General features: G+C 26.3%; 15 protein-coding genes. 9 read left to right on the forward strand and 6 right to left on the reverse strand.

What is annotated here, in order from left to right:
• Positions 1-18: 18 nt before the first annotated feature.
• The 5 genes from ACFYH6_RS09375 to dndB are packed head-to-tail and all read right to left on the reverse strand — an operon-like array spanning position 19 to position 6,460.
• Positions 19-1,200 (reverse strand): cysteine desulfurase family protein, encoded by a 1,182-nt coding sequence (locus tag ACFYH6_RS09375; protein ID WP_416178456.1) that lies wholly within the window; start codon positions 1,198-1,200, stop codon positions 19-21.
• Entirely contained in the window at positions 1,197-1,586 is a 390-nt protein-coding gene (locus tag ACFYH6_RS09380) for a DndE family protein (RefSeq protein WP_416178457.1), read from the reverse strand. Before ACFYH6_RS09380 ends, ACFYH6_RS09375 begins: the two co-directional genes overlap by 4 nt.
• Before the next feature lie 2 nt (positions 1,587-1,588).
• Positions 1,589-3,748 (reverse strand): DNA sulfur modification protein DndD, encoded by a 2,160-nt coding sequence (dndD, locus tag ACFYH6_RS09385; RefSeq protein ID WP_416178458.1) that lies wholly within the window; start codon positions 3,746-3,748, stop codon positions 1,589-1,591.
• The gene (gene dndC, locus ACFYH6_RS09390; protein WP_416178459.1) at positions 3,738-5,366 is read right to left on the reverse strand and encodes a DNA phosphorothioation system sulfurtransferase DndC; all 1,629 of its coding nucleotides are present in this window, start codon (positions 5,364-5,366) and stop codon (positions 3,738-3,740) included. The genes dndD and dndC overlap by 11 nt, the downstream gene beginning before the upstream one ends.
• 2 nt (positions 5,367-5,368) lie before the next feature.
• On the reverse strand, positions 5,369-6,460 hold the full coding sequence (dndB, locus tag ACFYH6_RS09395; protein ID WP_416178460.1) for a DNA sulfur modification protein DndB: 1,092 nt from the start codon (positions 6,458-6,460) through the stop codon (positions 5,369-5,371).
• 188 nt (positions 6,461-6,648) lie between these two features.
• Between dndB and ACFYH6_RS09400 the strand changes: the two genes are divergently transcribed.
• The 8 genes from ACFYH6_RS09400 (at position 6,649) to ACFYH6_RS09435 (ending at position 13,973) form a co-directional block, all read left to right on the forward strand.
• A complete protein-coding gene (locus ACFYH6_RS09400) occupies positions 6,649-7,830 on the forward strand; it encodes an HNH endonuclease domain-containing protein (protein ID WP_416178461.1) in 1,182 nt (393 codons plus the stop codon).
• 28 nt (positions 7,831-7,858) lie between these two features.
• The gene (locus tag ACFYH6_RS09405) at positions 7,859-8,800 is read left to right on the forward strand and encodes a helix-turn-helix transcriptional regulator (RefSeq protein WP_416178462.1); all 942 of its coding nucleotides are present in this window, start codon (positions 7,859-7,861) and stop codon (positions 8,798-8,800) included.
• A gap of 94 nt (positions 8,801-8,894) precedes the next feature.
• Positions 8,895-9,344 (forward strand): hypothetical protein, encoded by a 450-nt coding sequence (locus tag ACFYH6_RS09410; protein WP_416178463.1) that lies wholly within the window; start codon positions 8,895-8,897, stop codon positions 9,342-9,344.
• A 212-nt stretch (positions 9,345-9,556) separates the two neighbouring features.
• A complete protein-coding gene (locus ACFYH6_RS09415) occupies positions 9,557-10,342 on the forward strand; it encodes a DUF4489 domain-containing protein (protein ID WP_416178464.1) in 786 nt (261 codons plus the stop codon).
• Between the two features lie 167 nt (positions 10,343-10,509).
• On the forward strand, positions 10,510-11,907 hold the full coding sequence (locus tag ACFYH6_RS09420; RefSeq protein ID WP_416178465.1) for a hypothetical protein: 1,398 nt from the start codon (positions 10,510-10,512) through the stop codon (positions 11,905-11,907).
• Positions 11,908-12,250: 343 nt separating this feature from the next.
• Positions 12,251-12,460 carry a hypothetical protein gene (locus ACFYH6_RS09425; RefSeq protein ID WP_416178466.1) on the forward strand — a complete coding sequence of 70 codons (210 nt, stop codon included), beginning with the start codon at positions 12,251-12,253 and terminating at the stop codon, positions 12,458-12,460.
• Between the two features lie 127 nt (positions 12,461-12,587).
• Positions 12,588-13,103: a ferritin gene (locus tag ACFYH6_RS09430; RefSeq protein ID WP_316342564.1), complete on the forward strand. Its 516-nt coding sequence runs from the start codon at positions 12,588-12,590 to the stop codon at positions 13,101-13,103.
• Between the two features lie 129 nt (positions 13,104-13,232).
• The gene (locus ACFYH6_RS09435) at positions 13,233-13,973 is read left to right on the forward strand and encodes a DUF434 domain-containing protein (RefSeq protein WP_416178467.1); all 741 of its coding nucleotides are present in this window, start codon (positions 13,233-13,235) and stop codon (positions 13,971-13,973) included.
• Between the two features lie 21 nt (positions 13,974-13,994).
• On the opposite strand, the gene ACFYH6_RS09440 is transcribed toward ACFYH6_RS09435, so the two are convergent.
• Complete coding sequence (locus ACFYH6_RS09440) at positions 13,995-14,303, reverse strand: phage antirepressor KilAC domain-containing protein (protein ID WP_416178468.1); 309 nt, start codon at positions 14,301-14,303, stop codon at positions 13,995-13,997.
• A gap of 152 nt (positions 14,304-14,455) precedes the next feature.
• Here ACFYH6_RS09440 and ACFYH6_RS09445 point away from each other — a divergent pair, with 152 nt between their 5' ends.
• A complete protein-coding gene (locus ACFYH6_RS09445; RefSeq protein WP_416178469.1) occupies positions 14,456-15,352 on the forward strand; it encodes a ParA family protein in 897 nt (298 codons plus the stop codon).
• Positions 15,353-15,354: the final 2 nt, after the last annotated feature.

The raw sequence follows: 15,354 nt of genomic DNA on the forward strand, positions 1-15,354 counted from the left end.
TTTCAATGCCTCTTATTTTTAAATTATTATATTTCTTATGTCTGAATATTTATTTAAAGTTAATCTTATAAAGTTTGAACTAAAATCATTTTTATTTATTTCAGTTATAACATAAGATGGTTCACTTATTCCGCAGGCAGACCCAGCAGATAAAGCAACTTCTTCAGCCATATTTTTAATAAACATTTCATTTACTATGTTTGGAATTAACATTCCAATTACTCCAGGGATTTTATTATTAGGATCTCCTAAGAATTCAGTGCCTGGATATTTCGCTAATATCATTTTTTTCACTTCAACTTCAAGTTCAGCTATTCTTTTCATGTATTCTTTCATATCTCTTTTAGAAATTTCACAAGCTTTACCAAATCCAACTATATTATGAACAGCATGAGTTCCAGCTCTATATCCAAATTCTTGTTGTCCACCATGTATTAATGAAGTCATTTTATAATTAGATAACCCTTCTTGCCTAATAAATGCAGCCCCAATCCCTTTTGGAGCATATAGTTTATGTGCTGAGAATGAAAGGAAGTCTACAGGTAACTTTTTAACATCTATATCAATTTTACCTAGAACCTGTGTAGCATCTGAATGAAATAATACGTTTGAATCCTTTGCTATTTTTCCTAAAGTCATTATATCATTTAAAGATCCAATTTCGTTATTACCATATATAAATGATGCTAAAATAGTATTTTCTCGTAAAGTATTTTTAAAATCATCTAGGTTAACTTGACCATATTCATTTACTGAAAGAAAGTCTACTTCAAAACCTCTATCTATTCTTTTAATTGAATTCTTTTTCTTTAGCAATTTACTTGCTACTGATTTAGTTGGATTGTTATCAAAAACATCTCCATTTAGAAATTTGCAAGTTTGTAGAACAGATTTATGTTCTACAGTTGAAGTAATAATATGGTTACCTTTCTCAGCATAATGCTTCATGTAATCAGCTACACCTTTTATAATCATGTTATTAGTTTCAGAAGCACCACCAGTGAATATTATTTCTCTAGTGTCAGCATTTATTAATGAAGCCACTTGTTCTCTAGCTTTTTCTACTGCTTTTTCAGCATTTACAGCTAATGTATAATATTTACTAGAGGGGTTGCCATATTCCTCTTTTAAATATGGCAACATTGCATCTAACACTTCTGGATCAATTGGAGTAGTTGCACTATTATCAAGATAAATCATATGATAACATCTCCTTTATTTAGTAATTGATTTAGAAATTTCTCTAAATTACCACCTGAATATCTATAGCTATTATAAAGTAGTTCAGCACCTCTATCCATATGAAGCTTCATATACTGTGGATAATATTCATCATCAGTAATATGTCTACCTAGGTTCATTTCTATTAATGCCTTATATACATAGTCAAATTCACCAGTAACAGTAGCTCTTTGAAGCTCTAAGCCATTACCATCATTACTTGTATATTCATCAATAGGAGTAGTGTTTTTTAAAGATAATGAAATAGCAATTTTACTTAATGCAAAAGGTTTTAAGTTAGAGCTTGCACCTACTTCCTCAAATATTTCTTTAGTTCTTTTTGATGTTTTTAATCTAAATCCCATAATTACACCTCAAAATATCCATTTTTAACTTCAGTTTTTCTTGAATTAGTATTATATAAAAGTAAGTATTCATCACAAACATACGGTTTAATTACTTCATATAATCCACCATCAATTTCCTTGTTAGTAGAAAGTATAATAACCTGTTGACTTATATTTGGCAAATAAGTAGTAGTTAAAGCATTTCTATGAGTTTCATCTATACGAGCATATGGGGTGTCAATAATAAATGGTATTTGAACTCCAGAAGCCTTAATGATTGCCCATATTAAACATAATATATATATCTGCTTTTCACCTTTAGAGAAATCATTTATATTAACTTTTGTACTTAATTTTATATATTCAAAGCTAAAACTATCATTCACAATTTTTTCTAATTCACTATTAGTAGTAACATTATAATGTTTAAGTAAATCTTCTAGAAACTTAGAACCATACTTTTTTGATATGCCATCAAAACCAAGATTTTTTATTATATTAAGTATTTCAGTACAATCATACTCTTTATTTATATAAAGAGTAGCGTTAAAATCATCATCAATAACAATACTATTTACGTAATTTTCTTTTCTTATTATTTTGCTAAATATATCGATAAATTCATCTTGAATAAGGTTAATTTTATCAGAAGTTAAGCTCTTTAGTAATTCTTCTAAATAAACTATCAAATTCTTAGATATTTCTAAAACATTTGTACTTTGAAGTAAAGTAGTATAAGCATTTTTAGCTCTAGTTAGAGTGTAGTTTTTAGTATTCAACTCAATTAGAGAGTGTTCTAATTTTGAAGAATCAACAGCTATATTATTTTCAATTTCAGTAATTTGTTTGTTTATTACATTAATAGATTCTAAGTAACTATTAAGTAAATCACCAGATATTGTTGAGTTTAATCTATCACGGAGATTTTTTGTTAAAGTAGATATTTGTTTTAACCTTTCAAATTTACCTAATAAAGTTTCTTTAAATTGATATTGTTTAGTTAAAATATTATTTATAGTAAATTCTATACTACCTTTTTGATCATTTGATAGCTGTAGAATATTTTCTACATTTTCAAGTTCTTCACCATTAAACATATTATTTAGTATTGTTACAGCTATTTCATCAAAATCAGTAGATTTTGAATCAGAGGAGTATGTTATAGGTAATGATTTCTTTACAACTTCTCCAGATAGCTTTTCTTTTATACTATTAAATGAATTAAGTGAATCTTCCTTTTTAATTTGAATTTTAGTATTATGAAGTAAATCAGGTAATATTATAAATGGAAGTATTTCATTACAGAAATCCTTAATATATTGATTTATTTCGCCTCTTTCAGAATCAAGTTTATTAATCTCATTAATTAATAAAGCTCTTTCTTCCTCAAAAATACCTCCACTATTTCTAAAATTTTCTTCAGTTTGAGATTTTTTTACTAATAAATTATCTAGTTCTTCTTTATGTATAGAAATAGATTCTTCGAGTGAATTAATTTGTTCTTTTAATAATGAAACAGCAGCATTAGCTTCATCAAAATTGTGTTGTGCTTCTTCCAATTCTTTGTTTGATTTAGATTGAGCTCTTTGATAAGTTAGAAGTTGCTTCTTCAAAATATCAAAAGTATCATAATTAAATAACTGCAATACAGATTCTTTTAGACTAGTATTAGCAGATTTACCAGTGAAGAAATCACTTAACTCTTCTCCATCAAAAAAGAAGAAGTCAAATAGAGAAGGTGGTATAACTGATTTTAAAAATTTGTCAAAGTATACGAGTTCATCTTCATTTAATTCTTTATCAAATAAGAATACTTTAAAGCTTTCTGTAAGCTTTTGATTAATATAGTTCCATGAACGAGTTAAAGTGTAATCTTTAATTTGAGTTCCTTCAGTAAAGGAGATATTTAGTGAAATTGATGATTCTATTTCTTTATTTTTATAAGCATTATCATTAATATTATTCTTAATCCTAGTAATATAATTATGATTTTGCCCTAGGTATCCATAGATTATAGGACCATAAATACATAATTTTATTGCTTCAAATAATGTAGACTTACCAGCACCATTTTCACCACCTATTAGAACAATATTTTTTTTACCTCTAGGTGAAAATGAAAATGTAGTTTCATCTTCATATGATCTAAAATTTTTAAGTGTTATACTATTAATTATCATTATCTATCTCCTCAACTATGCTTTTGTGTAAGTGTTTTTGATTAAGAATTTTACTTAGTGATTTATCTAAAATTGTTTTATTGGTGTAATGCTTAAATTTATTTGTTTCTATAAGTAATTTATTTATTAAATCCTCAGAAATATCATGTTTCTCGCATAAATTTGATATTTTACTTATTGATAAGTTATCAAATAAAGGTTTTTTATAATCATCCCACGGTAGTTTTTTACCTATTACTTTACTATAAATATCTACTAAAGATCTACGAGTTAAATCTTCTTCATTATCCCAAAGTTTATCAATAGCTTCTAGCTCTTCCGTAGTAATTAAACTAATATCATATGATTCTTGTATTTTATTTTGCGTTTCTAATAATTTCTCCAAAATAAGCTTTCTTGCTTTAAAGTTAAATGGTCCATATCCAAGGATATTTACATATTCACCATTGTCGTCCTTTAATATTTTAGTGGTATCTATTTTAGTTTCTTCTATCAATGGTAGTAGTTCTAGATAAATCTTATCTTTATCTGTAGAATTAAGAATTTTACCATCTTTAATCGAGCTATGAGAGTTTCTTAAATCTATATATGATTCACAATTCTCATCCGTAAAGACATAGTCTTGATTAATTAAGTAATTTTCATTTAATGGAAGTTTAGATAAATATACTTTTTTGTAATAATGATTTCCATCTCTTCTATATTGCATTCTAAATTCATGTTTATCACGAATATCTAATAACCATTGTCTAAAATCTAATAATGGTTGAAGTTCAGATTCTCCATTTTTAATAAATCCAGTTAGAGATTTATCTTCTTTTACAACTGTACAGATCCAGCAACCAAATCTTGAATTACCACAAGAGGGAGTATCAACTTCTCCTTTTTCATTTTTAGTTATTGTAAATTGGCATTCACCACCATCAGAACCCATATATAAATCAAATAATTGATTATTATCTCCACCCCAAGGATTTTTGCCATTATTACTTAATAGAATTTCCCAAACATCATCTGTTGATAATTCAACAATTGGATTATAAACATAAGTATTTTGTAATGAACCATGAGGAGTAAGAATGTATCCATCAATTTCTCTATTTTTAATTCTTATACCTCTTGCTATACTTTCAGATTTTCTAACACCTAGAAGTACAACAACTTCACCATTTTCTCTTACTTTTTCTTCAATAAATTTATTAGATGGTTTTATTTTCAAACGTTCTGTGCACCATCTAAATCTAATTGAAGTAGGGGTAGGAAGTCCCTTACCAATTATATTAGACCAGAAGGTATTATTATAATCTGGATGTACCATATGAGTATAAAGAGGTAATCCTAGCTTATTGGCACCTTCATTGATTAATTCAGAAGCATCTTTTAAATAAGCTAATATAATAGGATTCTCAATTAATGTATCCGATGATACAACATACACATCCTTATGTAATTCTTCAGGTTTTAAGCTTTGTAACATCATAAAGACTAATTGAACAACTACAGTACTGTCTTTACCACCGCTATAACCAATAATCCAAGGTCTATTATCATTTTTGTAAACTATTTTCATTTCTTCAATTATATTATTTATTTTAGTTTGTATATCAAATTTGATCATATTTATTTACCCTTTGCTTTCTTATAATCATTTTCGGCTTTTTCCTCATCTTTAGTAAGAGGAAGACCTAATTTTTTCTTAATTAGATTAGATGTTAATCTAACATAAGTAGCACTTTTTACAATACGACCATTAGTACCAATGGCTCTATTTTGCCAATCTTTGAGATTAGCTCTGTTCCAATCTATGGTATTTACATTAGACAAAATATCTTTCCAATTATTATGATTATTTTTATATAAATAATTACCAATGATACCTAGAGCTTCTAGAACGACTCCATTACAACTAATGTAATCTTTTCTAAAAAGATTAGGACTTAATGTCTTATCAAAAACAAATTGCCATTCTTTCATTTCAGAACATAGAATATTCCAAAACTCCTTTGCAAATTCAAAAGTTTTTGGATCATCAAAATTAAGTTTAGATAATAACTTTTTGTTAGTCTCATTAATACTACTTAAAGTAAATAGTTTTGGAGAGAACTTAGGTAAAGATGGATTTTCTTTATCTGTATAATATTTTAAATAAATATTCTCTTCGAGTATTGTTTTTGTAATCATTGCAACAGGATCTCTAGAATCATAAAGAATTCCAATTGATTTTGAAACATTAACTGCATGTTTATTTAAATCAGCAAATATTTGTTGGCTACGTTTTAAACCTTCGTCAATAAATAAAACAACTGAGATAGTTTCTTCTCCTAAATCTGGATTAGCCTTTAATGCTTCTTCGATAGCAGCCCTCCTATGTTGACCATCATTAATTAATAATCTACTATCCATAGATACCTTAAGAATTCCAATTTTATCATCAAAACTATTATCTAATGCGGAAAAATTAAATTCACCATCAATAGAAGCTGTTAATGATGAAAATACATAATCCTTTGGATTGTCAACAATATATGTTGCCATCTCAGGTATACGATTTTTATTTAAAAGTCTTTGTGCTCTATGTTCTGGAGGTAATTCATCATCAGTAAAAATGAACAACTTAGAGAGTATAGAGAGTGGACACATAATAACAAAAAAATCTCTACTTGCTTGCTTTCCCTTAATAGCAGGAAATGTGTAAAAGAAATTATTTTTCATTTTAAAACCTCCTACGTACGTATTTGCTATTTAATAATTATAACATATACGTACGTAAAAAGATATATAAAAATAGAATCTATGTTCTGTTTTAATAAATTTCAAATGCATAAAATATTATATTATACATATGAATCTTATATTTGATATAATATTAGTAATATTACTTTGGAAAAGCGGGGGATAAGGTGATAGTTTTACCAGAAAGTGAAGAAATTAATGTTAGGATGTTGCTGAAATTATTTGATGATATGACTAATAGTTACAAAATATTTTGGTTTAAAGGATTATTTGATGAAGTAATTAGAGGAAAAGATGAAATATATTTTATCGATATAATTTCGGGAATGATTGCTAATTCTTGGTATCCAAAACTGAAATACCATTTGAATTTTGGAACGCAAGATAAGCTGGACATTTGTATAAATAATATTAATAAAAATAGTATTAAAAATATAGATATTAATAAATTTGATTTGTATAGAATAATATCTGAAGGAAAGGAAAATAGAGAAATATATAATGAGATTAGATTTCTTTATAAATATGTTCCGTATAGGGCTATATCACCTTTTTTCGAAGAAGAATTAAAAGGTAAAAAAGATGGTATTAAAAATAAAATAATAGAAGAGTTAGCGTTAAAAAGTGATAATGTATTATATAAACTTGATTCAAAGAATGAAAAATTATATATAAATTTAAAATGGAAAAAATATATAGTGGAAAATCAAGGGATAATTTCCGGATGGATAAAATATAAAGTTATAGAATATCTTCAAAGAAAAAATCCAAATACCCCAGCTATTATAAATAAATTGGAACCTCCAAATGAAAGAGATTTATCACAAGCAACTAAATTGTGGAGACAAATAATAGAAGACTCAAATGAATTAGATATATATACAGGAAAGATATTTAATGAAAGTAATTATGAAATTTATGGGGATGTTAGCATAGATCATTTTATCCCTTGGAGTTTTATTGGACATGATATGATTTGGAATTTGGTTCCTACCTTTAAAAATGTAAATAGTAGTAAAAGTGATAATTTACCTAATTTAGATATATATTTTGATTGCTTCTTAGATAAACAAATTAAGCTTATTGAATATATAAGAAAGACAAAAGAAAATATAAAAGTTTTTGAAGATTATTTTGCTATTGATAGTAAACTAGATATAAGAAGTATTATAGATATAAAAAATGAATTAAATATACTTAAAATTAAAGATGATATAAAGAAAACAATAACCCCGTTATATCAGATAGCATACAATCAAGGATTTAATATATGGGAATATAAAGAGAAAAGTTATATTTCTGAAAAAGATTTAAATTATAAAGAAGTACAAATATTAATTGAAAATTAGAACTAATTTCATAACATTAAGGAGAAATATGGGGAAGGTAAACAACGCACTAAGAATGCTTGCTATTCTTAGAAGTAGAAAAAAAGTATCAAGAAATGAATTGGCTGAAGAACTAGAAGTATCAGCAAGGGAGATTACTAGATATAAAGAGGCATTAGAATATGCTGGTGTTAATATTATTAATACCTTAGGACGATATGGTGGCTATGAACTTAAAGGAAATGATTATTTATTATCATTAGATTTGTCTAAAGCAGAGATTAAATCATTAAAAGCAATAGAGGAAACACTAAAATATCAAGGGAGCCATTTATTTTATGATATGCGAAATATAAATGATAAGATTATAGCTAGTAGAAAGACTATTGATGAAAGTTATTTATCTACGCAATTTGCTAAAGGAATATCTATAAAAGTTTCCTACGAAGAAGAGCGTAATAAATGGCTTACAATAAATGATGCAATAATCAATAATAGGAAGATTTCCATTTCTTATATAAATGCTATTGGAGAAAAATCTGAAAGAATAGTTGATCCATATGAGTTATTTACTTATTATGGTGCAAATTTTTTCATAGGTTTTTGTAATTTCAGAAATGAATTTAGGCAATTTAAGCTTGTCAGAATAAAAGAAATTAAGCTTTTAAGTGAAACTTTTAATAGAGAGAAATTTGATATAGATGATTACATAAATGAGGGAATTGGTTTAATTGGGGAAAAGCTTATAGATATTACTCTTAAAATAGATTATCCATATGCTCAAGGGTTTCAAGAATTTAGATGGCTAGTTAATGAGAAAATTGAGGACTATAAAAATGAAGGTTACATAATTTATAAAGGGAGCTGTAGAGGAATTGTTGAAGCATCTAATTGGATTTTAGGAATGGGAAGCAATTGTACTGTTATTTCACCTAATGAATTAGTTGAACAAGTGAAAAATGAAATAAGAAAAACATTAGAAAGATATTAGATCTAGTTTTTACTAGATCTTTTTTAATAGTGCAATATATGTCACTATTAGTATTTATAATTAATAGTGTAATATTAATTTTTGAGGTGATTTTATGATAGAAATTAAACATAATTTTGAAAAGGAAAAATTTAAATGGCTTTGGAGTAAGTATGTAATTGCAGGAAATGATAAATATCATTGTACTAATTCTTTAAAGGGTAAATATAGTAAAAAATTTAGTAAAAATAATGAAAATTTTAATAATGAAAAAGTAATTAAATTTGATGAAGTTGATGATTTTAAAGCAATTTACATTTGTGGAGTAATAAGTAAAGGATATTCAGCTAAAAAAAATTATCCTCATAATGTACACGTAGCTATTATTCCTAAAGAAGGAACGAATGATAAATATAATTTTGAAGGGTGGGAAATAGAAGTTACTAATGGATATATTGATAAGATACCTGAAATAGAAGAGTTACCAAGTAGGTATAGAGTTTTGGGAGATGAATTTATAAAATGTAGAATTTTTAGATGGGCCATAGGATATTTTTATATTTAACATAATAATAAACTGTAATTCAATATATATGAAAGAACAAATACGAGTGGTATTTGTTCTTTTTAATTGTATTTAGATTACATAATAAATGCTATAAAAAGATTACACTCAACATATGTAACTTAAAATAACTAATATAATATAATATATTAACAATTAATAAAAATATATCTATGTTTATCATAGACTATGTTTAAAATGGAGGACTTTTTATGAATTCATTATCATGTGTTCAGCTTAAAGATGAGTTTAATCCCAGCTGTACTGATAATAATATTAATTTAGAATATGGATATATAGGTTCAGCACTAATACCTAATGGTACTGAAATGGGAACCTCTTATATTATTTCTTCTATTGATGTAAATAACATAAATAGAAGATTATTAGAATTTGCTTGTAATATAATCAATACTAATTTTCTTGGAACTATAAGCTTTCAAATATTTAAGGTTTTTAATAATAACTCTAAATCTATTTCAATTGGACCACCTTGGATATTATCATTTCCAGTTGCAAATACTGGAGCAGATATTTTATCATTCTTTGTTTGTGATGATGATATATGCTTAAATAATGGCTGTATCTATAATGTACAGGCAACTATTATTGATAGTTCATTTCGTAGCCTTTATTTAACAGATATTGTTGGTGGAAGTGATAATGTAACTCTAGTGGGACCTGCTACCTTTATAGCTGATGGTGCTTTATTTACTATTAATCCAGGTACTAATCTTACATTGAACAACCTTCACGGTAATATAAATATACAAGGTTTATTTGGTAGTGTTTCTCAAGTTGGAAATACTATAACTGTTAATAATATTGAAGCAGGAAGCTTTATATTTACTGAAGCACCTGGATTTAATCAAATTACTATTCTAAATGGAACCATAAGTTTAACAGTTATGCCTTTTAATGGAGAGATAATAGAAAAATCTTTTACTAGTGGAACTAGTGTTATTACAAATGGAACTTTTGGAGCTATATCTTTCTAAATATTTAGCTAGGAAAAATAATGAAAGCTATTAAAAAAGTAAAATGTAGTGTTAGGATATTAATAAAATTTAATAAGTAATATGTATTTTATTGACGAATAATCTGTAACTAAGCCATTACAATTATCATAATTTATACTAGAGTAATTTATAGAGTGGAGAAATACATGATTAACTTAACATTAACACCACTACACTACATTTATCTTGTTTTGATAATAATTATTATAGTGGCTATGGTAAAGAAAAAAGATATATCTCTTATTTGTATAGCTGGTATATTTATTTTAGGTCTAATTGGAACAGGGTCGATTTCTAAGGCAGCCATGGGAATTTTCAATAGCTTTGTTTATGCAACAAAGGAGCTAATGCCAACTATATTTATTATTTCAGTAATAACTGCTATGAGTAGTATTTTAATGGATTCTGGTATAAATGATGAACTAGTTTCGCCTTTTAAGGGAGTAATTAAAAACTATTGGATAGCTTACTGGGTTATTGGTATAGTTATGATGATATTGTCTTGGTTTTTCTGGCCATCACCAGCTGTAGCACTTGTAGGTGCTTTATTTTTACCTTTAGCTAAGAAAGCAGGCCTTCCAGCTATAGGGGTAGCTATGGCTATGAATTTATTTGGACATGGAATTGCTTTATCAAGTGATTATATTATTCAAGCAGCACCAAAGCTTACAGCTGATGCAGCAGGAATAAGTGTTTCAAGTGTAATTTCAGCTAGTATTCCTTTAACTATAACCATGGGACTTGTAACTACTATTGCTGGATTTTATTTTCTTAGAAAGGATATAAAATCAAATGAAGTTTCATTTGAGTATAACATTAACGGAGAAGAAGAAAATAAAGAAAATAAAATGCTAATTTCTTCGAAAAAATTAAGAAGAGCATTGGCATTATTGATTTTAGTACTTTTTGCTTTAGACATAGTTATAATGTTTATAGCAAATCTACAAGGTGGGGATGCAACAGCTCTTATTGGAGGTACTGCAGTATTTATATTATGCTTAATATCTATAATTTCATATAAAAAGCAGGCTCTTGAAAAAGTAACAGATGATCTTGTTAAGGGATTACAATTCGGTTTTAAAATATTTGGTATTGTTATACCTGTTGCTGCTTTCTTCTATTTAGGTGATTCAGCCTTCAATGAAATTTTTGCTAATATACTTCCTGAAGCTTCTCATGGAATAGTAAATGATTTAGGTTTAGCTCTTGCCAATATAGTACCTTTAAATTCAGCAATATCATCAAGTACACTTACTATAGTAGGTGCTATTACAGGCTTAGATGGTTCTGGTTTTTCTGGTATATCCTTAGTTGGATCTGTTGCAAAGATATTTTCCACTTCCCTAGGTGGAGGAATAGCAACACTTACAGCTTTAGGACAATTAGCAGGAATATGGGTAGGTGGAGGAACTTTAGTACCTTGGGCTGTAATCCCAGTTGCCGCAATATGTGGAGTGGATCCTTTTGAACTTACTAAGAAAAATTTTAAACCTGTTATAATTGGGTTAGTTGTAACTACTTTAGTTGCAATATTTTTAATTTAACTCTTCTTCTAGAACAATATTAATAGATATAAAAAATCAAAGTAGATAATATAATTAATCTATTTTGATTTTTTATTTTTTGAAGTTTATTTATAAAAATTAAAAATGTAAATTATTATTAGCCATATACCTTATGGAGTAGATATATAACTACTTTATAAGGTATTTTTATTATTTACATAATAGTTATAAAAATGTATAATTTTAGTTATAAATACTATTGAAAATACTATATAATAAATATGCAATGTAATTTATTGGTATTAAATTTATGGCTAAAATATTTTTAATTTAAGATGAAATATTTTAGCCTCTATAATATCAATCAACTTTGGGAGGGCAAATGGTAGAATTTTTAGTTATAACAGATATGAACACCTATGATGAAGATATTGGATACTGCGGATTAAGTGAAATTGAAGCTTATAAAATCTATAAACGCTTAAAGCTAAGACATAGAAGGGTGAACATAGTTAAAGCTAAAGTAGAGAAAATATTAATAAGAAATATTGAATTTATAAATAATTATAAAATTATTGAAATAATAAAATGAATTCATCTAAAAGTAATATAAATAAATATAGCTTAAATTAATTATATTAACATAATATTGGAAAAATCATAAAAAAGGTATAGAATATAAGTGAGATATAGTTTATTCAGAGGAGGGTACATATTATATGTTAAGTAAAAAATTATTAGAAGGTTTAAATGATCAAATTAATTTTGAATTCTATTCTTCATATACATATCTTGCTATGGCTGGATATTGTGAGTCTATAGATTTAACTGGATTTGCGAATTTCTTCAGAGTTCAAGCAAAAGAAGAACTAGATCATGCAATGAAATTATATGATTATGTATATCAAAAAAATGGCACTGTTAAATTAGAGCAAGTAGATAAACCTAAAGGAGACTTTGATGGAGTAATTGATGTTTTTGTTAAGGGTTATGAGCATGAACAATTAGTTACTAGAAAAATATATGAATTAGCTGATATTGCATATGAAGAAAGAGAACATTCTACTATAAGCTTATTAAAATGGTTTATAGATGAACAAGTTGAAGAAGAAAATAACTTTAATTCATTAGTAAAGAGAGTAAGAAGGGTTGAAGATAATCCAGCAGGTCTTTACTTAATGGATGATGAATTAGCAACAAGGGTTTATACACCAATCACAAATACAAATAATTAACTATATAAAGAAGTCCTATATGGGCTTCTTTTTTGCATTTTAATACATTATTTTATTAATTTTAGAAATACTAACAAAGATATTAAAAGAAAAACTGTTTAAGACTATAATAATAAGATTGGAAGGCTTATGAGTAAAACAACAAGAAGAGGATATGTGCCAACAGATGAAAAAGAATTTAAGGGTGATAACTTAAATAAATTATATAACGCATCCGAAGATTTACTATATCTTTTAAATAGAGAATATAAAATTAAAGGAGCATCAACCTTTGTAGGGAATCATTATCTTTTATCTGAAAGACAAAGGCTTGCATTGGTAAGAGGAATTTCTAAAAATGATGATATTAAAATAAGAAAAGATAAGGAAGTAAATGACTTTTCAGGTGCTAAAGTAATTCACATAGATGGATTTAACACAATAATAACCTTAGAAGTTGCTTTGTCTAACTCATTAATTATTAAATCTATGGATGAAACCATAAGAGATTTAGCTGGGCTTAGAGGTACTTATTCAGTTATAGATAAAACAGAAATTGCAATTAAGTTAATAGGTGATTTTCTATTAGAACATAAAATAGAAAAAGCAATATTTTATTTAGATAAGCCAGTTTCAAACTCTGGTAGATTAAAAATAAAGATTTTAGAAATATTTGAAGCTTTAGAACTTGAAATAGAAGTAGTGAATATAGATAATGTAGATAGTGTTTTAAAATCAAAAGAAAATGTAGTAACTAGTGATGCTATAATTCTTGATAATTGTATTAGTTGGATTAACTTAAATAAATATATTATCGAAGAGAAAATACCGAATTCTAATTGTATAGATTTTAGTAAATTAAATATAAAAAAGACATATCAGACTGATTAAATTTCAATCTGATATGTCTTTTTACTTTACTTCTATTAATGGAAGAATATCTAGCTTTTCCTTTAAAATCTTATATATAAATTCACGACCTTTTTCTGTCCAATAGGTTACAACTACAGCTTTTCCACTAGCAGTATTAATAGTCTTAGAATGAGTATATCCATCCTTAGCATAATCTTGATATAGAACCCACTTATTACCTAATCTATATTGAACTTTTAGGGCATTAAGTAGCTTATTCATCTTTAATCCAGACATTCCATAATCCTTTGATATAAGTGTTATTGGAATAAGTAAATTATCATTTTTAAAATTCAATAAGTTTTCCATTTTTAATCCTCCATATTACTTTTATTTAGATATTTTATCAATTATCTTCTCTATCTTTTATATACGAAAGTAATCTATTAATTTTAAAATTTTCATAAAAATAATAAAAAATAAATATATATAAAGGGATAAATAAGTTTAAGGAGTTTGAAATGGCTAAAAAAATATTTGTTGGAAACTATAAAGGTGGGGTTGGAAAGACAACAAGTATATATCAAATTGGTATCCATCTCGTTAATAAAGGTAAAAAGGTATTACTTATTGACTTAGATCCACAATGTTCATTAAGTGAGATTTGCATTGGAAAACTAAATACTTTAGATGAACTTAAATTTAATGAGTCTTTAAATTATATATATGATATATGGTTAAAAGCAAAACAATATCCACATATAGAGTTCAATTTTAAAAATGATATCCTAATAAAAAGAATTCCGCTAGAATTAAATATGTACCTAGATTATATTCCATCTAATATATTTTATAGTGGAGGGGGATTAGATGAGATAGCAATGAGAATGAAAGATAATTTGGATGACTTAACTGTATTACAACAATTTCTACAAAAACAAGGATTAGATAATGTTTATGACTATATTTTATTTGATTGTCCTCCAAGTAATAATGTTATAACTCAAGGAGCATTTTTACTTTCAGACTACTTTATAATTCCAACAATTGTACAAGGTATAAGTATAAGAGGAGTAGCCCATTATATTAAGACAGTAGAAAAAATATATAATAAATATTGTGAAGAGCATGAAAATGCTGATATTGCTAAATTGTTATTTGGAGAAAGATCAAAGTTTTTAGGAATATTTCAAACATTAAAAAAGGGATCTGTTAATAATAATAGTGTATTAAATGAATTAAATGCTATGTTAGATAACTCATCTGTAGATACTGTATTAAAGTTAAAGGGCAAAGGTCCTTATTTATTTAATTCAATTATAAAAAATTATGAGGATATTGCTAGAAATACAGCAGAAGGAATTATTGTTGATGAATATGAAAACTTAACTAATGAAATAATTGATTTAATAGAATAATT

The organism is Clostridium sp. HCS.1, from assembly GCF_047900555.1.
Taxonomy (GTDB): domain Bacteria; phylum Bacillota; class Clostridia; order Clostridiales; family Clostridiaceae; genus Clostridium.